General features: G+C 55.4%; 11 protein-coding genes and 2 rRNA genes (1 of these 13 cut by a window edge). 6 read left to right on the top strand and 7 right to left on the bottom strand.

Translation table 11 applies throughout. The features are described 5' to 3' along the window. The first annotated feature begins 187 nt into the window (after window positions 1–187). Window positions 188–787, top strand: coding sequence for a nitroreductase family protein (locus CLOEV_RS02915; RefSeq protein WP_147564182.1), 600 nt, complete (start codon window positions 188–190; stop codon window positions 785–787). A 119-nt stretch (window positions 788–906) separates the two neighbouring features. Then, window positions 907–1,545, top strand: a complete 639-nt coding sequence (locus CLOEV_RS02910) for a M48 family metallopeptidase (RefSeq protein ID WP_034441827.1) — start codon at window positions 907–909, stop codon at window positions 1,543–1,545. 126 nt (window positions 1,546–1,671) lie between these two features. Here CLOEV_RS02910 and ppnP read toward each other — a convergent pair whose 3' ends face one another. Next, on the bottom strand, window positions 1,672–1,992 hold the full coding sequence (gene ppnP / locus CLOEV_RS02905) for a pyrimidine/purine nucleoside phosphorylase (protein ID WP_008710305.1): 321 nt from the start codon (window positions 1,990–1,992) through the stop codon (window positions 1,672–1,674). Between the two features lie 237 nt (window positions 1,993–2,229). Here ppnP and nudC point away from each other — a divergent pair, with 237 nt between their 5' ends. From nudC to CLOEV_RS02890, 3 genes are all read left to right on the top strand, one after another. Next, entirely contained in the window at window positions 2,230–3,162 is a 933-nt protein-coding gene (gene nudC, locus CLOEV_RS02900; RefSeq protein ID WP_051484844.1) for an NAD(+) diphosphatase, read from the top strand. 50 nt (window positions 3,163–3,212) lie between these two features. After that, on the top strand, window positions 3,213–3,740 hold the full coding sequence (cobO, locus tag CLOEV_RS02895; RefSeq protein WP_008710300.1) for a cob(I)yrinic acid a,c-diamide adenosyltransferase: 528 nt from the start codon (window positions 3,213–3,215) through the stop codon (window positions 3,738–3,740). Between the two features lie 131 nt (window positions 3,741–3,871). Beyond that, the gene (locus CLOEV_RS02890; protein WP_008710299.1) at window positions 3,872–4,360 is read left to right on the top strand and encodes a rubrerythrin family protein; all 489 of its coding nucleotides are present in this window, start codon (window positions 3,872–3,874) and stop codon (window positions 4,358–4,360) included. 101 nt (window positions 4,361–4,461) lie between these two features. Here the strand turns inward: CLOEV_RS02890 and CLOEV_RS02885 are convergent, their stop codons facing one another. Further along, complete coding sequence (locus CLOEV_RS02885; RefSeq protein WP_051484843.1) at window positions 4,462–5,790, bottom strand: Y-family DNA polymerase; 1,329 nt, start codon at window positions 5,788–5,790, stop codon at window positions 4,462–4,464. A 223-nt stretch (window positions 5,791–6,013) separates the two neighbouring features. On the opposite strand from CLOEV_RS02885, the gene CLOEV_RS02880 reads away from it, so the two are divergent. Next, window positions 6,014–7,135, top strand: coding sequence for an NAD(P)H-dependent flavin oxidoreductase (locus CLOEV_RS02880; RefSeq protein ID WP_008710296.1), 1,122 nt, complete (start codon window positions 6,014–6,016; stop codon window positions 7,133–7,135). Window positions 7,136–7,239: 104 nt separating this feature from the next. Here CLOEV_RS02880 and CLOEV_RS02875 read toward each other — a convergent pair whose 3' ends face one another. From CLOEV_RS02875 to CLOEV_RS02855, 5 genes are all read right to left on the bottom strand, one after another. Next, complete coding sequence (locus CLOEV_RS02875) at window positions 7,240–8,406, bottom strand: glycerate kinase family protein (protein WP_034441825.1); 1,167 nt, start codon at window positions 8,404–8,406, stop codon at window positions 7,240–7,242. A 49-nt stretch (window positions 8,407–8,455) separates the two neighbouring features. Next, window positions 8,456–9,805 carry a GntP family permease gene (locus tag CLOEV_RS02870; RefSeq protein WP_034441823.1) on the bottom strand — a complete coding sequence of 450 codons (1,350 nt, stop codon included), beginning with the start codon at window positions 9,803–9,805 and terminating at the stop codon, window positions 8,456–8,458. 132 nt (window positions 9,806–9,937) lie between these two features. Further along, window positions 9,938–11,083, bottom strand: coding sequence for a CdaR family transcriptional regulator (locus CLOEV_RS02865; RefSeq protein WP_034441821.1), 1,146 nt, complete (start codon window positions 11,081–11,083; stop codon window positions 9,938–9,940). Between the two features lie 170 nt (window positions 11,084–11,253). After that, window positions 11,254–11,369: ribosomal RNA gene (gene rrf, locus CLOEV_RS02860) — 5S ribosomal RNA — on the bottom strand. 41 nt (window positions 11,370–11,410) lie between these two features. After that, window positions 11,411–14,119 (bottom strand): 23S ribosomal RNA (locus CLOEV_RS02855) (it continues 263 nt past the right edge of the window).

Genomic DNA, 14,119 nt, shown 5'->3' with positions numbered 1-14,119 from the left:
AGCAAAATAAGAAGAACGCCAGATCCCGGCTCGTTATTTGAGCCGGGATCTTTTACAGGCAATCATGTTCGTTTGCCCGATAATCCCGTTAAATTTTTACCAAGCCGTAGTTTTTACGCTTTCGCCCGCACACTTAAACAGGTAGTCTTAAATGGAAATCATAATACTGCCAACAGGGGTGAATAACATGATCGACAAAAGAGCGTCAGCAGACCATGAAATAACGGGACTCATCGCGGAACGCTGGAGTCCGCGCGCATTCTCCGACAGAACGATAGAGAGCGATAAGGTACTTTCCCTCTTCGAGGCGGCGCGCTGGGCGCCCTCCGCGTTCAACGAACAGCCGTGGCGCTTCATCACGGCCTCTAAAGGCAACCCGCCGGAGTTTGAAAAGATGCTCTCCTGCCTTGCGGATTCCAATCAGGTATGGGCAAAGCGGGCACAGCTTCTGATGATCCTCGTGGTGAAAAACAGCTTCGATTACAATAATAAACCGAACCGCTGGGCGATGCACGACTGCGGCCTGGCGCTGGAGAACCTTCTGCTGGAAGCCGCGGCGCAGGGGCTTCAGGGACACCCGATGGCAGGCTTCTCAACGGAGGCCGTGCGCGAGTATTACGGCGTCCCCGACGGTTACGAACCGCTGGTGGCCATCGCCGTAGGCTACGTGGGAGAACCCTCCCTGCTGGAGGGCGAACTCAAAGAGCGCGAACTTGAAAAGCGGGAGCGGCTTCCCCTGGACAGCTTCGTCTTTGAAGGCAAATGGCAGCAGCCGCGCGAAAAATAGCTCTCCAAACGACGGAACGGACACATCAGGGACGCGGCCACGCGCGTCCCTTTTTGTATTTAGAGCCGCACTTGAGTATAATATAGAAAACATGATCTGTTGATGGAAGGTGAGAATGAATGAAGATAATGAAAACAGCCCTTACCGTGTTAGCGCTGCTCATCATCTCCGTCCCGCTGCCGGCGGAGGCGCTCATTTCCCGCGCGGAGGCGAAACGTATCTGGAACAAAGTGGCGGAGCCGACGGCTTTGACCGCGCTGCCTTTTTATATAAAAGATGAAGAGACCCCCAACGCCTGGGTCACGAACGGCGAATCTGTTACGGTGACCACCGGGCTGCTCAATATGCTGGACACCGAAGCGGAGCTTTACGCCGTATTCGCTCATGAGGCGGGACACGTCAGGCTGAACCATATGCATAAGAGCGCCTCGCGCGGCGCCGGACTCTCGATCGCCGCGGCGATCCTCGGACAGCTGTTAGGCGGAGACCTGGCCGGCACCGCCGTCAACGTCGGCGCAAACCTCGTAAACTCCGGCTGGAGCCGCGAACAGGAGATCGAGGCCGACGACTACTCCGTGGAACTCGCCGTTAAAAACGGAGAGGACCCCGTCGGCATGTACAGCGCGATCAGCAAACTCGCCAAGGTGAACAACACCCAACCGAGCGGATTCAACTCGCACCCCCCTGACGACCGCCGCCTTCTCCATATCAAAAACAAGATCCTCGAGCTGAAGCCCGGCGCCAGGTTCCCGGAATAAAAGGCCGCCCGCTGGATACCGCGCCTGATTCTGATACAGCAAGCGCAGCGCTCCCCGTCACAGGCGGGGAGCGCTTTTTATTATCTTTATCGCCGCGGCGTATAAAGGCGCGGCCGGCATATCGGATCAGGCTTTTACGTAGGAACAGACATACTGCACCGGGACATAGCAGCGGAAGCCGAACTTGCTGTTCGCCGGTATATTGAAGGACTCGCCCGCCTTAAGCTCCTGCCACTCCTTTGAACCGGGAAGGAGCACCTGGCAGACGCCGTCGGTGAGATCCATGATCTCGGCGTCGCCCGTTCCGAACTCGTACTCACCGGGGAGAAAGAGCCCGAGCGTCTTGCGGTCGCCGTTTGCCAGATAAACAGTGTGGCTGACCACTTTCCCGTCAAAATATACGTTAGCCTTGGCTATAGCTGTTACATTCTCCAACTTTTCGATCATTACAAAGCCCTCCTGAAGGTTTTTTACCGATCGACAGAATATGTCCGGCAGCTCATCGCCTTTGCCCGGCCGGCCAAATACGCCGTCCCCCGCGATACCGGCGGACGGCAGCACCGGCCATAAAAGACATATTTGACCAACGGCTTACGATAAATAATAGTGTTCTTTTTGGCATAAGTCCAGTAAAATAAATAATCATAACTGCCAATATCAAAGCAGACGAGGGAAGGCTTCGGAATGTCCTTTTATTATATATTTCAAAACGGAAAAATAATCCTCAAAGAAAACGGCGCGATACCGGAAGCGACAGACGCGGGGAAGTTCAGGAAGAACTTCCTCAACAGCGGCTGCGTAGATAAAGAAGACAACGCGGCGTGCGCGGCAGACGCATCCGCAGGCTTGCCCCCTGAAGAAATCTATGATGTCCGCGCTGGGCGCGGACAGGGGGCGGCGTGCGCGGCAGACGCATCCGCAGGCTTGCCCCCTGAAGAAATCTATGATGTCCGCGCTGGGCGCGGACAGGGGGCGGCGCGCGTCGGGGACCGCTGGGCGGAGCTCGATACGGAGGCGGCGCTGCCCGAGGGCTTCGCCGCCTGCGAACGGCGCGGCTGCTGGACGGCGGTCGGCGAGGAACAATTCTTCCGCATCGGCAAGGCCTTCCACATCATGGACTGGCAGAGACTCCATAAACACTGCGGCAGATGCGGCGCGGCGAACCTCTTCGACCCGGCGGAGGGCGCTATGAGATGCCCCTCGTGCGGGGAACTATTTTACCCCGTCATCTCGCCGGCGATCATCGTCTGCGTCGAGAAAGAGGGGAAAATCCTTCTCGGACACGGCGTCAACTTCCCCGCGGGGCGCTACAGCGTGCTTGCGGGCTTCGTCGAGCCGGGAGAGAGCCTTGAAGAGTGCGTCGCGCGCGAGGTCTACGAGGAATCGCGGATACGAGTCAAGAACATAAGATACTTCAACAGCCAGCCTTGGCCATTCCCGCGTTCGCTGATGCTCGGCTTTGTCGCCGAATGGGAATCGGGGGACATCTGCCCGGACACCACGGAAGTCACCGACGTCCGCTGGTTCGCCCCCGGTGAAATCCCCGAATACTACCGCGGCATCAGCATCTCCGCAAAACTCATAGAGGATTTTATAAAAAGACATACAAAATACTGATGCATAGTAAAGCAATATTGAGAAAATAAAAGGGGAAGGTGTGTGATAAGATGTTTGGCTCAAAAGGACTCATTGAAATATACACCGGGGATGGAAAAGGCAAGACTACCGCCGCCCTCGGGCTGGCGCTGCGCGCCTGCGGCCACGGCGCGCGCGTCGCGATAGTGCAGTTCATGAAGGGCTGGGCACAGTATGGCGAGCTGGCCGCCGTCAAGCATCTGCCAAATGTGACTCTCGTCCACACCGGCCGTGACAAATGCATCTTCCGCGGCGACGAAACGGCAGAAGACTTTACAGAGGCGTCGCGCGGTCTGAAAGAGGCCGAAAAGTTCATCGCCTCCGGTGAATATGACCTCGTTATACTCGACGAGATCAACGTCGCGATAGACTTCGGACTCATCGACGCCGACGACGTAGCGGAGCTGATCGGCCGTAAACCTGAAAAAACAGAGATCGTTCTCACAGGGAGAAACGCGCCGAAATCACTGCTCGAAATGGCAGATCTCGTCAGCGAGATAAAAGAGATCAAGCATCCATACCGCAGCGGCGTCAGCGCGCGCAAAGGCGTCGAATATTAAGAAAAATTCCGTTTTTAAACTTGACAAAATTAGAGAATGGCGTTAAACTAAAATAGTTTTAAATAACTATATAGGTTTTGGGAATTAAACCAAGAAATAGGGCATAAAAACCACAAGGAGGAAAACTGATCATGTCAACCACACAGGAAAATTTCGCAACCGCTTTCGCGGGAGAATCACAGGCCAACCGTAAGTACCTTATGTTCGCCGAGCAGGCGGAAAAGGACGGATTTGCCGGCATAGCGAAGCTCTTCCGCGCCACCGCGGCGGCGGAGACCATTCACGCTTTCGCTGAATTCAAGGCAAAGGGCGGCGTGGGCACAACGGCGGACAACCTTCAGGCCGGTATTGACGGAGAGACCTATGAATTCTCCGAGATGTATCCCCCGATGATCGAACAGGCAAAGGCCGAGGGCAACAAAGAAGCAGCCCGTATCTTCCACTATGCCAACGAAGCAGAAAAGGTACATGCGAAGCTCTACAAAGAGGCGCTTGCCGATATGAGCAATACCGATTCCGATTACTATCTCTGCCCCATCTGCGGATTCATCCACAAGGGCGAAACAAGCAGCCCCTGCCCCATTTGCGGAGCAAAACCCTCGATCTTCCAGAAATTCTAAAAACAAAAAAGCGGCGCATCCGGCCGCCTTGCAAAGATATAAGAGAGGCCTTCGATCGTTGTTCAAAGGCCTCTCTTCCTTTTTATTTTACGGCGGCCCCCCTAAAAACCGACCCTTCTCGAAGGGCCGATCGGCAGCGCCGGGCGGTCACGGTAATCGTTCTCGGCGGCGCTATGCCCGCGCCGCGGATACCATTTTGACTTTCTCTCCGGCGCGCCGAAATTATCGGCGGAGCCGATGACGAGGCGCCCGAATTCGCGGTTCAGGGAGTCGGTGACGGCGGCCGCCAGCAGGAACTTCCCCTCCCGCGCCGCAGGCCGCCCCTCCTCATCAAACAGAAGCTGCTGCACGCCGCAGCTGACATCGGTAAAGTCATCGAGGACCACCCCCGCCTTCTTATAGGCGCAGCCTTCTCTGTAGATGCCGGCAAGCATATCCCTGGCCGCAGATAAAAAATCACAGTCAAGCGAACGGGGAGACGAAAAAGAGCGCGCGTCTTCGCGCGCGTAGAAATTATCCGTGCGGAAACGGCTCGTCGTTATGTATACCCCCATGCGCGAGGCGCGTTGCTTCGCGGCCCGCAGCTGCCGCGCGGCACAGAGCGTAAAATATGATACAGCCTCCTGCAGTTCGTCGTAAGAGAATACCGCCTCGCCAAAAGAACGGGAGACCTGTATGGACTTAGGCGCGCGCCGACCTCCCGCGAGCGGATAGACCGGATAGCCGCGCAGCTCCCAGGCCGTATAAAGAGCGTTTACAGAAAAATCCCGTTTAAGAAGCAGATCGTCCGCCGATACAAAATCCGCGGCGGTCAAGATCCGGTGATAGAGATTGAGGCGCTTTGCCATACGCCTCCCGACTCCCCATATATCGCCGACCTCAAACTGCGCCATCCACCGCGGATCGGCATAAGAGTCCCGCTTCAGCCAAAAGACCCCGCTATCAGAATGCTTCGCGCAGTGCGACGCCAGCTTTGCCAGCGTCTTCGTGGAAGATATCCCCACCGATACGGGGATCGAACAATGCCGCCAGATATCCTTCCGCAGCTCCATGCAATAGGCGGCGGGGTCCTTTATTGATGGTATCGCGAGATTTATAAAAGCCTCATCTATCGAATAGACCTCCGTGACATCGCTGAAACACGCAAGACGCGACATTACCTCGGCGGAGATCTTGTTATAAAGAGAAAGGCGGCCGCTGAGCACCGCCGCGCCGGCGCGTTCCAACAGCCCCCTGACCTTGAAATAGGGCTCACCCATCGGCACGCCCATAGCCTTCACTTCGTTGGAACGCGCAACGATACATCCGTCGTTGCCGCTCAGGACGACCACCGGCCGGTCAATAAGCGCCGGATTTTCACGCCGTTCGCAGGAGACAAAGAAATTATTGCAGTCGCAAAGCCCGATGGCACGCGAAGCCATATCCTCCATGTAACATATTCTCCTTTATAAAAACTTTTAATATACTATATTTAAAAACAACCATAATGTCAACTATAAGTAAACTATAACAATACAATTCTATCTTATCTTCCCCCGGCAATATTCTAAAAAGGGCTTGCCAAAGCGGGTTTTATGGAATAGTATATACAAGATTCCATTATTATATTAATGGATATAATATTTTTAAACAAATACCTGGAAGGAACTTAAAATGATCGATAAAAAAATAGAATTACCATTATTAACCATTGGGAAACATCAGCCTAAATATCCCATCATCCAGGGAGGAATGGGCATAATGGTGTCAGGTCCCAGGTTGGCCGGCGCCGTAGCCGCCGCGGGAGGGATCGGCACCATCGCCTCCGTGGGGCTCGCCGCTTCGTCGCCTGATTTTGATATGGGTTCCGGCAGTAAAAATATCGATAATCAAAACCACAAAATACTTTCACAATACATAAAAGAGGCCAAGGAAACTTCAAACGGGGGCGTCATCGCGGTAAATTGCATGTGCGCGCTGAGCGACTACGATCAGCTTGTCCGCACCTCCTGCGAGGCGGGGGCGGATATCATCATCTCGGGCGCGGGGCTGCCGCTCAAACTGCCGCAGCTGGCAGAGGGATATCCCGACACCGCGCTTGTGCCGATCGTGAGCAGCGTCAAGGCGGCGGGACTCATCCTCAACCGCTGGCTCAAACACTACGGCAGGCTTCCCGACGCCTTCGTCGTCGAGACCCCGAATACCGCCGGAGGCCATCTGGGGGCCCGCGATCAGGAACAGGCTATGGACGAAAATCTTTCGCTGAAAGAGGTCGTTCCCGCGCTTGTAAAGTATTTAAAAGAATTGGGCCATAATATACCGGTAATATCGGCTGGCGGCATCTGGGACGGTAAGGACATCAAGGATGCCCTGGAAATGGGCGCGAGCGGCGTCCAGATGGGCACCCGCTTCGCCGCCACCGAAGAGGGCGACGCCTCCGACCGCTTCAAGCAGGCATACATCGATGCGGAAGAGAAGGACGTCGTTCTCATAAAGAGCCCCTGCGGGCTGCCGGGGCGCGCGATCATGAGCCCGCTCATCGAACGCTACTTCTCCGGAGCGCTGGAAAAAGTGGGCTGCCGCGCGGGGTGCCTCTCACATTGCCTCTGCCGCCTTCAGCACGAGACCTTCTGCATCGCCGACGCTCTGGTAAGCGCCTATAAGGGCGACTGGGAAAACGGTCTCTTCTTCTGCGGCAGCAACGTATCACAGGTCAAATCGATCGGCAAGGTAAAAGACCTGATAAGAGAGCTCGTTGAAGACTTCAGGCTGCCGGAACTAAAAACGGCGCATTAAATGAACAAGCCCGGCCTTGGAGGCCGGGCTTACTTATTATTACCTTCCTGCTTGCTGAAAACTCGCGGGAAGCGGTCCCTTACGCCGGCATTCCCGGAATTCCTTTACAAAGGCAGGCGGCGGACATCGCTCTGCCGCAGCTCGGCTGTCTTTATCAGCCGGACGATGTCCTCGACCGTCAGCCGCAGGTCGCTTTTTGCGCGCAGCCGCGCCTCGCTGTAGGGGACCGCCACGCGGTTGATCGGGAAGATCGCGGATACCCCTTCTTCGTAAGCGCCGCCGATGCCGTCGCCGACATCTCCGACGACCGCGATCACCGGCACGCCGCGTCTCTTCGCGCGGCGCGCGACTCCGATGACAACCTTTCCGCCGAGGCTCTGCGAGTCTATCCTGCCCTCGCCCGTGAATACGCAGTCCGCTCCCTTAAGGAGACCGTCGAAGTCGACCGCGTCAAGCACGACGTCTATTCCCATTTTCAATTCCGCGCCGAGAAACGCCGCGAAACCGTAGCCCATGCCGCCGGCCGCGCCGGCGCCTCTGTCCTCGGCGCGGTCCGCGCCGAGGCAGCGCTTGACAGTCTCATTGAGGTGTTTTAAGCCGGCGTCGAGGAGCTGGACCACTTCACGCGAGGCTCCTTTTTGCGGAGCGAAAACGTAAGCCGCGCCCCTCTCGCCGTAAAGCGGATTGTCTATGTCGCACATCGCCGTGATCCTGACATCTTTCAGCTCCGGCGCGATGCCGCCCGTCTCCACCGAGGCGATCGAAGAGAGCGTGCCGCCCGTAGGAACGAAGGGACGTCCCTCTCCGTCGCGAAAAACGACGCCGAGCGCCGCGGCCGCGCCGCAGCCGCCGTCGTTCGTCGCGCTGCCGCCAAGGCCGATTATCACCTGTCCCGCACCGCCTCTGACCGCTTCGAGGATCAATTCGCCGACGCCGAAGGTCGTGCTGCCAAGAACGTCGAGGCTGCTACCCATCAGCGGCAGCCCCGCGGCGGCGGACATCTCCACGACAGCGGTCTTTCCGTCGTACAGCGCTCCGTAAAACGAGCTTATCTTCTCAAACCGGGGGCCGGTGACGGCGGTTTCACGTTTCTCTCCGCCAACGGCGGAAATAAACGCCTCCACCGTGCCCTCTCCGCCGTCCGCCACGGGGATGCCGCGCACGCCGGCGTCGGGAATATGCGCCTTTATTGCCTCAGCCATGATCCCGCATATCTCCATCGAGCTCATGGTACCCTTGAACGAATCGGGGATCAGAATAAACCTTTTCATGACATCCTCAACCCTCCGGCAACGAAAGAACGAAACCTGTCCACGGCCCTTATGCGAGCACCATATAGGCGATATAGACACCGAGCATCGAAGCGAGGCCGATAACGAGAGTACCGAGCGTCTGCGTCCTGTATCCCTGCTGCGGCTCCATTTCACCAAAATTGGTGACCACCCAGAAGTATGAGTCGTTCGCGTGGGAGACGGTCATCGCGCCCGCGCCGATGGCGATGACGCAGAGCGCCGCCAGAACCGGTGAATCAAGCCCGAGCGCCGGCAGCACCGGAGCAAGCATTCCCGCCGTGGTTGTTATCGCGACCGTTGACGAGCCCTGCGCCGTCTTGAGTATCGCCGCGAGCACGAACGGGAAGAAAATGCCTATCGTGGAAAGGACGTTGGAATTGGCCGTGATATACTGCACCATTCCCGAAACGCTGATAACCTTGCCGAGCACGCCGCCCGCCGCTGTAATGAAAAGTATCGGCCCAACGATCATCAGCGTATCGTTGGTTATCGCGTAAAATTCATCCATCTTGCGCGCCGAGGCCAGCAGAACGACGCCGAGGATCACGCCGACGGCGAGCGCGATCACGGGCGTCCCGAGAAAGGCTATAACGGGGCAGTTGATCTTCGCCATCGCAAGCCCCGAGGCCAGCGCCATCAGAATGATAGGCACGATGATGGGGGCGAACGACGCGCAGCCGCCCGGCAGCTTGCCATATTCGGCGATCAGCTGATCATAGCTCTTCACAAGCGAAGCGTCCTCTTCATCGTCGCGCGCCTTGACCTTCCCGCCGATATAGAGGGCGAAAAGATAGCCGGCCACAAGCGGCGGTATTGAAAGTACGGCGCCGAGCAGAATGACGAGCAGCAAATGGTCTCCAATGCCTAAGGAGTCGGCGGCGGCTATCGGCCCCGGCGTCGGCGGAATAAAGCAGTGGGAAATGTAAAGCCCCATCGAAAGAGCCACCGTCATCGCTACGCTTGAGGTGCCGGTCCGCTTTGTAAGGGCCTTTCTTATCGGGTTGAGGATCACGAAACCGCTGTCGCAGAATACCGGGATCGAGACTATCCAGCCCATGATCAGGATCGCAAGCTCGGGATGCTTTTTGCCGACGACCTTGACGACGAGGTCCGCCATCTTGAGCGCGGCTCCCGTCTTCTCAAGCAGAGTGCCGACAAGCGCGCCGAAAATAATGACGATGCCGATGCTTTTAAACGTCCCCGAGAAACCCTCGCCGATGGTCTTCGGCAGCTCCGCGATGGGAACCCCCGCGATTATTCCGAAGACAAGCGACACCGTCATGATCGAAAGAAACGGATGGATCTTATACTTTGAGATCGCGACGATCATAACCACAATTGCCAGCACAAACACAACAATGAGAGGAATACCTGTCATTTAGTTTCGCCTCCGATATATTTTTTCTTTATTAAAGCGCTTTGTCGTATTAAGATATCATGTTGCAGAAGGCAGAACAATATTACAAGAAACAATAATTACATTAAATTATTGTTCTGTGTAACATGCGATTTAAATGATGTTTGAAATGTCGCGGTAAAAATGGATCGCGTTGTAATAGAGCGAGCTGAACTTTATCGAGCGCGGATCGTAGCCCGTGGTATCGGCCAGCCGCCGCAGCCGGTACTGCAGCGTGTTCTTATGGATGAAAAGCCGCTTCGACGCCTCGGAGACGGAGCCCTCGCATTCGTAATAAAGCTCAAGCATAGATATGCAGGCGGCGATCTCCTCCGGCGCGCAGTTGCGGAAGATCCTTTTGACATATTCGGCCTTAACGGCGTCCGGGATCTCGCCGAGAAAAATCTCCATGTTGAGACTGTCGTAAAGACGCGGCTGCCTCGACGGGGAACGCAGACATGTACGCAGCGCCCTCTCCGCGCGCTCAAAGGCTGCCGCCATATATTGGTAGCCCCTGTATTCGGCGTCGATCCCGATCGCCAGCGAAACAGGACAGCAACCTTCGACCTCGCGTTTAAGGCCGGAGGCAAAGGTCAGCATCCCCTCGTCGGACTGAGCCGGGACAAGCAGCGCGATACGGCTTTCAAGCTTGAAAACTATAATATCCTTGCCGGCCCCGCAGAACTCGGAGACACGCCGCTCCGCCCCTTCGATCGTGACCTGCGTCTCCGTGGCGCCGTCGTTCCTGAGCGGCACGACCGAAAGGAGCAGCACCCGGCGCGGTATGGTGATATCTATATGAAGGCTTCTGGCGCTTTCGGCGAGAGTCGCGACCTCGGCCGGCGACGCGTGGACCCAGTCGTTGAGAAAACGGCTGCGAGCGCGGTTCTCGATGCCCAACTGCTCTGAGAGCGCGATATCGAGAATGAGTATCTCCGTCATCTTCTTGATGATCTGCCCATACTTGCGCACCTTTTCATAAGGCCCCGTGACGCCGATCACCCCCACGATCTTCTCCTCGAAGGTGATGGGCAGATTTATGCCCTGCCTGGCGCCGTCAAATTCTCCATCATAACGCACGACAAGCTCGTCCAGCCGCTCCTCGACCAGCTTCTTGGCGCCGGCATGGAAGGTCTTCATCCGCGCCGGGTCGGTACTGGCGATGATGACTCCCTCCGAATCCATCATATTTATCTTCTCGCCGATAACGTCCCCGATCTCCTGCACGATATTCATGGCGCTCCGTTTTGGAAACTGCATAACCCCCACCTCCGCCGTCAACGATTATAACTTGATACAAAGGGCGAACACAATAGTACCATCGGCGATGGAGTGCTTAACTGCCAGGTCCGGCACAAACTAAAACCGTTGCCAATCGGCTATAAAAAAACAAACCCAGGATAATCTCCTGAGTCTGTTTTCTCAATTAATTCCGGCAACGACCTACTCTCCCACGGATACCCTCCGTAGTACCATCGGCGATGAGAGGCTTAACTGCCAGGTTCGGCATGGAACTGGGTGGGACCCTCTCTCCATAATCACCGGAAACTTTATATAAACCTTCTATCAGGTCTATAAAGGATTTATGAGGTTAAGGCCTCGGTGTATTAGTATTGGTCAGCTCAAAGGGCGTTACCCTCTTACACTCCCAACCTATCTAACCGGTCGTCTGCCGGACACCTTACTTGCTTATGCAATGAGGTATCTCATCTTGAGGCCGGCTTCCCGCTTAGATGCCTTCAGCGGTTATCCGATCCGAACATGGCTACCCAGCTTTTACTCCTGGCGGAATAACTGGTTCACTAGCGGTCCGTCCATCCCGGTCCTCTCGTACTAGGGACAGTTCCTCTCAAATACCTTGCGCCCACAGTGGATAGGGACCGAACTGTCTCACGACGTTCTGAACCCAGCTCACGTACCGCTTTAATGGGCGAACAGACCAACCCTTGGGACCTGCTTCAGCCCCAGGATGCGATGAGCCGACATCGAGGTGCCAAACGCCGCCGTCGATAGGAACTCTCGGGCGGCATCAGCCTGTTATCCCCGGGGTAGCTTTTATCCGATGAGCGATGGCCTTTCCACTCAGGACCACCGGATCACTAGGACCAACTTTCGTTTCTGATCGACCTGTCAGTCTCACAGTTAAGCCACCTTATACCCTTACGCTCTTTGTGTGTTTTCCATTCACACTGAGGTGACCTTCGCGCGCCTCCGTTACTCTTTGGGAGGCGACCGCCCCAGTCAAACTGCCCGCCTGACAATGTCCCGCATCATGCTTCAATGCTTGCGGTTAGAATCCCAGCACAATAAGGGTGGTATTCCAACGGCGTCTCCATAAAGACTGACGTCCTTATTTCACTGACTCCCACCTATCCTATACATACTATACCGAAATTCAATATCAAGTTACAGTAAAGCTCCACGGGGTCTTTCCGTCCTACTGCGGGTAACTGGCGTCTTTACCAGTACCACAATTTCACCGGGTCCACTGTCGAGACAGCGCTCAGATCGTTACACCTTTCGTGCAGGTCGGAACTTACCCGACAAGGAATTTCGCTACCTTAGGACCGTTATAGTTACGGCCGCCGTTTACTGGGGCTTCAGTTCAAGGCTTCGACTTGCGTCTAACTTCTCCCTTTAACCTTCCAGCACCGGGCAGGTGTCAGACCCTATACTTCGGCTTGCGCCTTGAGCAGAGTCCTGTGTTTTAGTTAAACAGTCGCCTGAGCCTGGTTTCTGCGAACCAAAGATGCTTATTACGTATAGTTTTGACATCTCCAGCCACTCCTTCTCCCGAAGTTACGGAGTCAACTTGCAGAGTTCCTTAACAATGGTTATCCCGTTCACCTTAGCCTTCTAAGCCAACCCACCTGTGTCGGTTTTGAGTACGGGTTCGATAGTTCTCCATAGTGGCTTTTCTCGGCAGCCGAGCATTTGCACCTTCTCGAATTAGATTCTTCCACGTCAGTTCTCGGCCTTTNAAAAAGGGATTTGCCTCTTTTTTCAGCCTACGACTTTGTACCGGGATTTCCATCACCCGGCGTGCATAGCTTTCTGCGTCACCACTTCTGTCAAACGAGCTACCGAAGGGCGGGATTGTCTACCCGCTGTCCATCGACTACGCCTTTCGGCCTCGCCTTAGGTCCCGCCTAACCCTGGGTGGATGAACCTTCCCCAGGAATCCTTGGGTTTTCGGTGAGTGTGTTTTTCGCACACTTTTCGCTACTCATGCCGTCATTCTCACTTCTTTATTGTCCACAGTGCCTTACAGCACTGCTTCGTCCTATAAAGAACGCTCCCCTACCAGTCAATAGATATCTCCATTGAATCCGAAGCTTCGGCGCCATGCTTAGCCCCCCACATTTTTGGCGCAGGGACGCTCGACCAGTGAGCTGTTACGCACTCTTTCAAGGGTGGCTGCTTCTGAGCCAACCTCCTGGCTGTCTGGGCATCCCCACATCCTTGTAACACTTAGCATGGGCTTTGGGACCTTAGCTGTCGGGCTGGGCTGTTTCCCTTTCGACTACGGATCTTCGCACTCGCAGTCTCACTCCCAATCTTGATCTGCAGGTATTCTGAGTTTGATTAAGCTCGGCAGGCAGTGCCTGCCCCCTTACCTATTCAGTGCTTTACCCCCTGCAGTCTGTCGATTGAGGCTGCACCTCAATGCATTTCGGGGAGAACCAGCTATCACCATACTCGATTAGCTTTTCACTCCTATCCACACCTCGTCCAGGCCTTTTTCAACAGGCTGTGGTTCGATCCTCCGACCGGTGTTACCCGGTCTTCAATCTGGACATGGATAGATCGTATGGCTTCGGGTCTATAGCACGCGACTTGCGCCCTGTTCAGACTCGCTTTCGCTGCAGCTGCAAACCTTGTAGTTTTTAACTTTGCCACGTACTATAACTCGACGGCTCATTTTCCAAGAGGCACGAGGTCACATCCGAAGATGCTCCCTCTGCTTGTTAGCACGAGGTTTCAGGTCTGTTTCACTCCCCGCCAGGGGTGCTTTTCACCTTTCCCTCTCGGTACTGTTTCTCTATCGGTCGCTGAATGTGTTTAGCCTTGGACCGTGGTCGGCCCGGATTCGTACGGAATTTCACGTGCTCCGTATTACTTGGGTGTCTGTCTAAGAGGCCTTTTTATTTCACTTACGAGGCTTTCACTCTCTATGGCTCGATTTTCCAACTCGATTCGGTTATAAAACGGCTTTGTAACTCTTTCGGAGTTCTGCAGGACTCCGCGACAGGTCCCTCTACCCCATTTACACAACGCCTGCAGGCTTGGCATGTA

The sequence above is a fragment of the Cloacibacillus evryensis DSM 19522 genome, assembly GCF_000585335.1.
In the GTDB taxonomy this organism is placed as follows: domain Bacteria; phylum Synergistota; class Synergistia; order Synergistales; family Synergistaceae; genus Cloacibacillus; species Cloacibacillus evryensis.
Note: the sequence above shows the minus strand (reverse complement) of the source record. Positions and strands in the feature narration are given on the sequence as shown.

Bases quoted from the DNA above. Each gene is read 5' to 3' on its own strand.
- CLOEV_RS02865 (WP_034441821.1), bottom strand. From the start codon at position 11,083: ATGCAGTTTCCAAAACGGAGCGCCATGAATATCGTGCAGGAGATCGGG.
- cobO (WP_008710300.1), top strand. From the start codon at position 3,213: ATGTTTGGCTCAAAAGGACTCATTGAAATATACACCGGGGATGGAAAA.
- ppnP (WP_008710305.1), bottom strand. From the start codon at position 1,992: ATGATCGAAAAGTTGGAGAATGTAACAGCTATAGCCAAGGCTAACGTA.
- CLOEV_RS02880 (WP_008710296.1), top strand. From the start codon at position 6,014: ATGATCGATAAAAAAATAGAATTACCATTATTAACCATTGGGAAACAT.
- CLOEV_RS02870 (WP_034441823.1), bottom strand. From the start codon at position 9,805: ATGACAGGTATTCCTCTCATTGTTGTGTTTGTGCTGGCAATTGTGGTT.
- CLOEV_RS02875 (WP_034441825.1), bottom strand. From the start codon at position 8,406: ATGAAAAGGTTTATTCTGATCCCCGATTCGTTCAAGGGTACCATGAGC.
- CLOEV_RS02890 (WP_008710299.1), top strand. From the start codon at position 3,872: ATGTCAACCACACAGGAAAATTTCGCAACCGCTTTCGCGGGAGAATCA.
- CLOEV_RS02915 (WP_147564182.1), top strand. From the start codon at position 188: ATGATCGACAAAAGAGCGTCAGCAGACCATGAAATAACGGGACTCATC.
- CLOEV_RS02885 (WP_051484843.1), bottom strand. From the start codon at position 5,790: ATGGAGGATATGGCTTCGCGTGCCATCGGGCTTTGCGACTGCAATAAT.
- nudC (WP_051484844.1), top strand. From the start codon at position 2,230: ATGTCCTTTTATTATATATTTCAAAACGGAAAAATAATCCTCAAAGAA.
- CLOEV_RS02910 (WP_034441827.1), top strand. From the start codon at position 907: ATGAAGATAATGAAAACAGCCCTTACCGTGTTAGCGCTGCTCATCATC.